We start from the raw sequence: 8,042 nt of genomic DNA, 5'->3' as shown, positions 1-8,042 counted from the left end.
CGGCGCACGGCGTCGGCGATCGGGAGCTCCACCCCGGCCCGCGCGCCCAGCTCGCAGATCGACGAGCACGACTTGACGCCCTCGGCCACCTGCCCGTGGTTGGACGCCTCCGCCTGGGCCAGGCTCTCGCCGCGGCCCAGCCGCTCGCCGAAGGTCCGGTTGCGCGACAGCGGCGAGGAGCACGTGGCCACCAGGTCGCCGAGGCCGGCCAGGCCTGCGAACGTCATGGGGTCGGCGCCCAGCGCCACCCCGAGGCGGGCGGTCTCGGCGAGCCCCCGGGTGATGAGCGACGCGCGGGTGTTGTCGCCGAAGCCCAGGCCGGCCGCCATCCCACAGGCCAGCGCGATGACGTTCTTGCCCGCCCCGCCCAGCTCGCAGCCCACCACGTCGGTGTTGGTGTACGAGCGGAAGTAGCCGGTGGTGCAGGCCAGCTGCAGGGCCACGGCGCGGTCGTGGTCGGAGCACGCGATCACCGTGGCCGTGGGCTCCTCGGCGGCGATCTCGCGCGCGAGGTTCGGCCCGGACACCACGGCCACCTGGTCGGGCGTGACCCCGGCGACGTCGACGATCACCTCGCTCATCCGCTTGAGCGTGCCCAGCTCGACGCCCTTGGCCAGGCTGACCAGCGTGCGCCCGGGCGGCAGCAGGTCGCGCCAGTTCGCGAGGTTGGACCGCAGCGTCTGTGACGGCACCGCCAGCACCACCGCGTCGGCGCCGTCGAGGGCCGTGGCGGCGTTGGTGGTGGCGGTCAGCAGCCCCGGCAGCACGACGCCGGGCAGGTAGTCGGGGTTGACGTGCCCGTCGTTGACGGCGGCGGCCACCTCGGGCCGCCGGGCCCACAGCACGACGTCGCGCCCGGCGTCGGCCATGACCTTCGCGAACGCGGTGCCCCACGACCCGGCCCCGAGGACGGCGACCCGACGCACGGACGCCGTCACGACGCCGCCTCAGCGGGAGTGAGTGCGTCGACGGTCATGACGCCGCGCCCCGGCGGAAGAACTCCGCGGGAGCGGGCTCCCGGCGCACCTCGGCGAGCAGGTCGCGGACCCTGCCCATCAGCATGTCCGTCACCTCGCGCAGCAGCGCGGCGTCCACCGGACGGCCGCGGTAGGGGGTCATGTCCACCGGCGGCCCGCAGCGCACGGTGATCGGCTTGCGCGGCAGCGGCCGGAACTTCTTGTTGTAGCCGTCCAGGACCTCGCGGGTGCCCCAGTGCACGGCCGGCACCACGGGCACGTCCGACGACAGCGCGAGCCGCGCGACGCCCGTGCGGGCCTGCATCGGCCAGCCGTCCGGGTCACGGGTGATCGTGCCCTCCGGATAGATCACCACCACCTTGCCCCCGCCCAGCGCCGTGGTGCCCTCCCGCAGGCTCTGCTGGGCGTCGACCGTCTCACGGTAGACGGGGATCTGGCCGCTCCCCGCGAGCGCCCGTCCGAGGACAGGGGCGCTCCACAGGCTGTGCTTGGCCAGGAACCGCGGCACCCGCCGGGCGCGGTGCACCAGCAGCCCGGTGAAGACGGGGTCGAGGTGAGAGATGTGGTTGGCGACGATCAGCGCACCACCCCCCGCGGGGATGTGCTGCTTGCCCTCGAACCGCGAACGGCCGAACAGCCAGCCCATCGGGTAGAAGAAGACCGCGCAGAACGCGATCCAGAACCCACCCTTCTCACGCCTCACCGACACCCTCCGCTCTCCGAGATCACGGCGAGTCTCCCTGTCCGGGGGCCCCGGGTCCAGGTCGGCCGCCGTCAGGACGGAGGACGTGCTCGGGATCGCCCGGATCAGGCGACGGGACGCGCCCCGTTCCGTGCTGTCCGGCACCCGGACGGCGGATCATCCCCCGGGCGGCCCAACGGCTGCGGCCGTACAGCAGCGGGCCGCGCAGCAGGCCGACGAGCTCGTCGCGGGCGAGCTCGGCCGGGTAGCCGCGGTCGGGCTCGTCGCCGTCGACGACGTCGTCGACGAGGGGCTCCTCGGGACGGACGATGTCGTCCTGGTCCGGCCGGATGCCGCGCAGCCGCATCACGGTGGACGCACCGATCCGCGTGAGCGCGCGTGGGAGCTGCGAGCCGAGACCCAGCGCGTGGGCGGGGTCGCGCGCGATGAGCCCGGTCAGCATCGCGGTGAAGCCCGACCCGTACGCCTTCATCTGGCTGCGCAGCGCCCCGTACTCGCGCCGGTGCTGGTGGTAGACGAGCGCGGCGGGCTCGAAGCCGAGCCGCCCGCCCCTCCAGAGCAGCCCGATGATCGCCGCGAGGTCCTCGCCGCCGAGGGCGGGCGTGCCGGTGCCGAGCGCGGTGTCGAAGGGCGCGTCCCCCGGCAGCGCGCGGCGCCGGAACGCCATGTTGCAGCCGGCGCCGCATGCCCCGGCTCCGTAGACGGCGAAGCGGCGCACCTCGTGACCGGCGTCGTCACGGCCGACGACCGTGGCCCGGCCCCAGGCCGACGCCTCCGGCCGGGCCAGCCCGTAGCTCAGCGGCTCGAACGCGCGCTCGGCGGCGAACCCGCCGTAGTAGCGCTCGAACCACATCTGCGCGGGCGTCTCCAGCTCCGAGGGCAGCACCAGCCCGGTGACCGCCGACTCCTCGGGGTGCAGCGCGAACCGGCTGGCGATCGCGCGCAGCCACACCGGGTCGACCTGGGCGTCGTCGTCGGTGAACACGACGATCTCACCCTGCGCCGCCGCGACGCCCGCGTTGCGGGCGGCGGCGATGCCGGGGAAGGACTGGCGGACGATCCGCGCCCCGCGGAAGCGCCCGACCAGCTCGGGCAGCGGGTCCGGCGACGGCACGGTTGGTCGGTTGTCCACCACCACGACCTCGACCCGCGACACGTCGGACTTGTCGATCGAGGCGAGGCAGACAGCCAGCTCGTCGAGCCGCTTCGCCACCGTCGGGATGACCACCGACAGGCTGGGCAGCAGCTCCTCGGCCACGGCCGGGATGCCGCCGATCACGTCGTCGGCGGTGCGGAAGCGCTCGAAGGCCGCGGCGAACTGCTCGCGGGATGCGGCACCGTCCTTGCCGAGGTCGACCTCGATCAGCGAGCGTGGGCGATCCGCCCTGCGGATCACCACCCAGGCGTGGCCGTAGCGCTCTTCGAGCTCGGACAGCCGCGGAGCGGGCTGCTCCACGTCGGCCACGAGCACACGGGTGGCGGCGAAGGTCGGGGGCGACGGCCTCACGGCCGTATCGGCGCTCTCCATAGGAAGTTCCCTTGCTGTACGCCGTGAGGACCATCGGGAAGCACGATCCCCACGGCGGGCATCCACGTCCACGGCGGGAGGCCGGGGACGCGCGGACCTGTCTGGCTTCGCACCGATCGGCGTCGTCCGGTGCGGTACTCGTGCGGTACTACCGTCGCGATGCGGGGAGCGGCGACGGCGGCGCAGGCACGGGTCCCCGGGGACCGAGCTGCACCCTGTGCGGACTATAGACGCCGGAACCCGCTTGCGCGGTCAACCAGATGGATGTGCCCGTTCGGCCCCCGCGGCGGGGGACCCGGGACGCCGCGGGCGGCCGATCATGTGCGCGGTCCGGGCCGATCGGCGCAGGTGCGACGATGGTGCTGTGAGGACGATGGTGTTGTGAGCGAGCATCCGGCCGTGGACCTCGTGGTGCCGGTCAAGCCGCTCGGGATGGCCAAATCCAGGTTGCGCGGCGCGGCGGACCGCGGAGTCGGCGCCCCCGAGGCCCACGCCCGGCTGGCACTGGCGCTGGCGCACGACACGGTCGCCGCGGTGCTGGCCGTCGGCCGGGTGCGCAGGCTGCTCGTCGTCAGCTCGGACGCGACGGTCGCCGCCGAGCTGGCCGCTGCCGGCGTCGAGGTGGTGCCGGACGGCCCGGTCGGCGGTCTCAACGCCGCCTACGCCCACGGCGCCGCCCTGCTCCGCGGGTGTGACCCGGGATGCGCGGTCGGGGCCCTGCAAGCCGATCTGCCCGCCCTGCGCCCCGAGGAGCTGGACGCGGCGATCGGGTCCGCACTGGCCGCACCGGGCGGCCGCGCCTTCTGCGCCGACGCCGAGGGCACCGGCACCACGTTCCTGCTCGCCGCCCCGTGGCGCGTGCTCGACCCCCGGTTCGGCGCGGGCTCGGCCGAGCGACACCGGGCGTCGGGCGCGGCCGAGCTCATCGGCGGGTGGCCCGGTCTGCGCCGCGACGTCGACACGCCCGGTGATCTCGATCACGCCGCCGCCATCGGGCTCGGCGCGCACACGCGAGCTGTCCTCGTCACGAGCCCGGGGGCGTGATCATCGGGAGACAGTTCACTCGGATGACGCCGGGCATGGGCGGCGGCGACCGCTAGGGTACGGAACAATCGCGGCGTGGGTGACGATGTGAACAGCAAGCCGGACACCGGGTCCGGGCCTCCGGAGCCGACGTCCGGCCGGGGCCAGACCCGACGGCGGGCGCCCCGTCCGTCCTCCCGCAGGTCCCACGCCGCCACCCGATCGGGGTCCGCGGCCACGGCCACGCAGGTACCCGAGCCGCGCACCGGCAACGGCCGCGCGAACCAGCCCGGTCCGGCCCCAGCAGCCACCGACGCGCGCACGTCCGGGTCCACGGCGGCCGCCGTGCCGGTCAGCCCGCCTGCACGCACGCCGGCACCCGCGTCGGAGCTGCCCGACGACCGCTACCTCAACCGCGAGCTGTCGTGGCTGGACTTCAACGCCCGCGTGCTCGCCCTGGCGGAGGACCAGAGCCAGCCGCTGCTGGAGCGCGCCAAGTTCCTGGCGATCTTCGCCTCGAACCTCGACGAGTTCTACATGGTTCGCGTCGCCGGGCTGAAGCGCCGCAACGAGACCGGGCTCGCCGTGCGCAGCGCCGACGGTCTGTCGCCCCGCGAGCAGCTCGCCCGCATCGCCGCGCGCAGCCAGGCCGTCGCCGTGGCGCAGGCGCACGTGTTCCTCGACCAGGTCCGGCCCGAGCTGGAGCGCCAGGGCATCCGCATCCTGCGCTGGGACGAGCTCTCCGACGCCCAGCGGCTGCGCCTGTCGGACTACTTCTCCGCGCAGGTCTTCCCGGTGCTCACCCCCCTGGCCGTCGATCCCGCGCACCCCTTCCCCTACATCTCCGGGCTGTCGCTGAACCTGGCCGTCACCGTGCGGGATCCGGAGGGGCGCACCGAGCGCTTCGCGCGCGTCAAGGTGCCCAACAACGTGCCGCGGCTGGTGCGCGTCGACACCCCGGGCGAGGACATCACGTTCCTGCCCATCGAGGACCTCATCTCGGCCCACCTCGGCGATCTCTTCAACGGCATGGACGTCACCGAGGTGCACGCCTTCCGCGTCACCCGCAACGCCGACGTCGAGGTGGAGGAGGACCGCGACGAGGACCTCCTGCAGTCCCTCGAGCGTGAGCTCGCCCGCCGCCGCTTCGGCCCGCCGGTGCGCCTCGAGGTCACCGACACCATGAGCGAGCACGTGCTGGAGCTGCTGCTGCGCGAGCTCGACGTCGACCCCGCCGACGTCGTCACGGTGCCCGGGCTGCTCGACCTCACCGCACTGTGGGCCGTGCATGCCGTCGACCGTCCCGATCTCAGGGACGAGCCGTTCGTGCCCGCCACGCACCCGGCGTTCGCCGACCGGGAGACGCCGCGCAGCATCTTCGCCACGCTGCGCGAGGGCGACGTGCTGGTGCACCACCCCTACGACTCGTTCTCCACGAGCGTGCAACGGTTCATCGAGCAGGCCGCCGAGGACGACAACGTGCTGGCCATCAAGCAGACGCTCTATCGCACCTCCGGCGACTCCCCCATCGTCGACGCGCTGATCGACGCCGCCGCAGCGGGCAAGCAGGTCGTCGCGCTGGTGGAGATCAAGGCCCGCTTCGACGAGCAGGCCAACATCCGCTGGGCACGTGAGCTGGAGAAGGCGGGCGTGCACGTCGTCTACGGGCTCGTCGGCCTGAAGACGCACTGCAAGACCTCGCTCGTGGTGCGCCAGGAGGGCTCCACGATCCGGCGCTACTGCCACATCGGCACCGGCAACTACAACCCGAAGACCGCGCGGCTCTACGAGGACATGGGCGTGCTGACAGCCGATCCCACCATCGGCGCCGACCTCACCGACCTGTTCAACTCGCTCACCGGCTACTCCCGTCAGACCTCCTACCGCAGCCTGCTCGTCGCCCCGTACGGCGTGCGGCGCGGCATCGTCCGGCGCATCGAGGACGAGATCGAGGCCCACCGTCAGGGCGACGAGAACGCGCGCATCCGCCTGAAGATGAACTCGCTCGTCGACGAGCAGGTGATCGACGCGCTCTACCGGGCGTCGCAGGCCGGGGTGCCCGTCGACATCGTGGTGCGGGGCATCTGCGCGCTCCGGCCGGGGCGCGAGGGCCTGTCGGAGAACATCCGCGTGCGCTCGATCCTCGGCCGCTTCCTGGAGCACTCCCGGGTGTTCCACTTCGGGGCGGCCGACGAGTACTGGATCGGCAGCGCCGACATGATGCACCGCAATCTCGACCGCCGTGTCGAGGTGCTGCTGCGCGTGGCCGACAAGTCCCTGGCCGCGAAGCTCGGCGAGGTGTTCGACTCCTGCCTCGCCCCCGCCACCCGCTGCTGGACGCTGCACGCCGACGGCTCGTGGGAGCCGTCGCCCGATGCGGATTCCGGCATCACCCCGGTACGCGACCACCAGGCCGAGATGATGCTGCGGCACGCCGCCGTCACGGTCGCCGACGCGGAGTGAGCACGAACTCGGCCCGCGTCGACGTGCAGGCGGCGGGAGCGGTGCTGTGGCGCCCCGGGGCGGGGGGCGTGGAGCTGGCGCTCGTGCACCGGCCCCGCTACGACGACTGGTCCTTCCCCAAGGGCAAGCTCGACCCGGGCGAGACGATGCCGTTCGCGGCCGTGCGCGAGGTGGCGGAGGAGACCGGTGTCGCCGCCCGGCTCGGCCCGCTGCTCGGCGACGTCCGCTACGAGGTGCCGGAGGGCCACAAGCTCGTCCGGTACTGGTCGGCGCAGGCCACCGGCGGCGAGTTCACCCCGAACCAGGAGATCGACGAGCTGCGCTGGGTGTCGCCCGACGGGGCCCGGGACCTGCTCTCCTACCGCCACGACCTCGACGTGCTGGCGCGCTTCCGGCGCGTGGGCCTACCGACGTCCTTGGTGCTGCTGGTGCGCCACGCGAAGGCCGGCAGCCGCAGCCAGTGGGACGCCGACGACGACCTGCGCCCGCTCTCGGGCACCGGCCGCGAGCAGGCCCGCCAGCTGGCCGCGCTGCTGGCCCTGTTCGGGCCCGACCGCATCGTCAGCGCCCCGCTCGTGCGGTGCCGTCAGACCGTCGCGCCGCTGGCGGAGAAGCTGGGCATGGACGTGCTCGACGTGCCGCAGCTGAGCGAGGCCGGCTACTGGTCCGACCCCGACGCCGGCATGGCCCGGCTGCGCGAGATCGCGGCCGAGCCAGGGGTCACGGTGGTGTGCAGCCAGGGCGGGGTGATCCCCGACGTGATCGCGCGGCTGGTGGAGTCGTCACGGCACCGGATCGGCGTCGACCTCGCCGACATCCCCAGCCGCAAGGCCAGCACGTGGGCGCTCGGGTTCGACGGCGCCGACCTGCGCACCGCCGACTACTACCCCCGCCCCACCGGCTGAGGGCCGTCCGGCCCACGACCGCGACGAGCCGCACACAGGCACCCTGAGCAGGGCATCGATGTGCGGCCCGCGGCGATGAGGTGCGGGTCCGGCTACTTCTTCGCCTTGGCCTTCTTCGGCTTCTCGTCCTTGGTCTTCGCCGCAGCCTTCGGGGCCGCCGTCTTCGCCGCCGTCTTCGCGGGGGCGGGCTTGGCCGCAGCAGGCTTGGCCGCAGCAGGCTTGGCCGCAGCAGGCTTGGCCGCAGTCTTCGTAGGCGCAGCCTTCGTGGGCGCCGACTTCGTGGGCGCCGACTTCGTGGGCGCAGCCTTCGAAGCCGCAGCCTTCGAAGCCGCTTTCGCGGGAGGGGCCTCGGCGGCGGGGGCGGCGAAGGACGCGCCGGCCTTGGCCGCGCGGCGCGCCGGCTTCGCGGGAGCCGCCGGGGCCTCGGCGGCCGGAGCGGCGGC

The 8,042-nt window shown here is 73.8% G+C and carries 7 protein-coding genes; 3 read left to right on the top strand and 4 right to left on the bottom strand.

Going from position 1 to position 8,042, the window contains the following annotated elements; translation table 11 throughout:
• The 3 genes from JWR81_RS01780 to JWR81_RS01770 form a co-directional block, all read right to left on the bottom strand.
• On the bottom strand, nt 1-869 hold an 869-nt coding region (locus tag JWR81_RS01780; protein ID WP_297645850.1), incomplete at its 3' end, for an NAD(P)H-dependent glycerol-3-phosphate dehydrogenase.
• Between the two features lie 103 nt (nt 870-972).
• Nucleotides 973-1,680, bottom strand: coding sequence for a 1-acyl-sn-glycerol-3-phosphate acyltransferase (locus JWR81_RS01775; RefSeq protein WP_297645848.1), 708 nt, complete (start codon nt 1,678-1,680; stop codon nt 973-975).
• 22 nt (nt 1,681-1,702) lie between these two features.
• Nucleotides 1,703-3,208: a glycosyltransferase gene (locus tag JWR81_RS01770; RefSeq protein WP_297645846.1), complete on the bottom strand. Its 1,506-nt coding sequence runs from the start codon at nt 3,206-3,208 to the stop codon at nt 1,703-1,705.
• Between the two features lie 381 nt (nt 3,209-3,589).
• Here JWR81_RS01770 and cofC point away from each other — a divergent pair, with 381 nt between their 5' ends.
• The 3 genes from cofC (at nt 3,590) to JWR81_RS01755 (ending at nt 7,599) form a co-directional block, all read left to right on the top strand.
• The gene (gene cofC / locus JWR81_RS01765; protein WP_297645844.1) at nt 3,590-4,252 is read left to right on the top strand and encodes a 2-phospho-L-lactate guanylyltransferase; all 663 of its coding nucleotides are present in this window, start codon (nt 3,590-3,592) and stop codon (nt 4,250-4,252) included.
• 75 nt (nt 4,253-4,327) lie between these two features.
• Nucleotides 4,328-6,694, top strand: a complete 2,367-nt coding sequence (locus tag JWR81_RS01760) for an RNA degradosome polyphosphate kinase (RefSeq protein WP_297645842.1) — start codon at nt 4,328-4,330, stop codon at nt 6,692-6,694.
• The gene (locus JWR81_RS01755; protein ID WP_297645840.1) at nt 6,691-7,599 is read left to right on the top strand and encodes an NUDIX hydrolase; all 909 of its coding nucleotides are present in this window, start codon (nt 6,691-6,693) and stop codon (nt 7,597-7,599) included. The genes JWR81_RS01760 and JWR81_RS01755 overlap by 4 nt, the downstream gene beginning before the upstream one ends.
• A gap of 92 nt (nt 7,600-7,691) precedes the next feature.
• Here the strand turns inward: JWR81_RS01755 and JWR81_RS01750 are convergent.
• Nucleotides 7,692-8,042, bottom strand: a 351-nt coding sequence (locus JWR81_RS01750; protein WP_297645838.1) for a hypothetical protein, incomplete at its 5' end; no start/stop codon positions are given.

It is taken from the genome of Pseudonocardia sp., assembly GCF_025965585.1.
Classification (GTDB): domain Bacteria; phylum Actinomycetota; class Actinomycetes; order Mycobacteriales; family Pseudonocardiaceae; genus Pseudonocardia.
This window is presented reverse-complemented; position numbering and strand designations above follow the sequence as displayed.

What these genes read in the sequence shown, in the direction of transcription:
- JWR81_RS01770 (WP_297645846.1), bottom strand. Translation starts at nt 3,208, where the DNA reads ATGGAGAGCGCCGATACGGCCGTGAGGCCGTCGCCCCCGACCTTCGCC.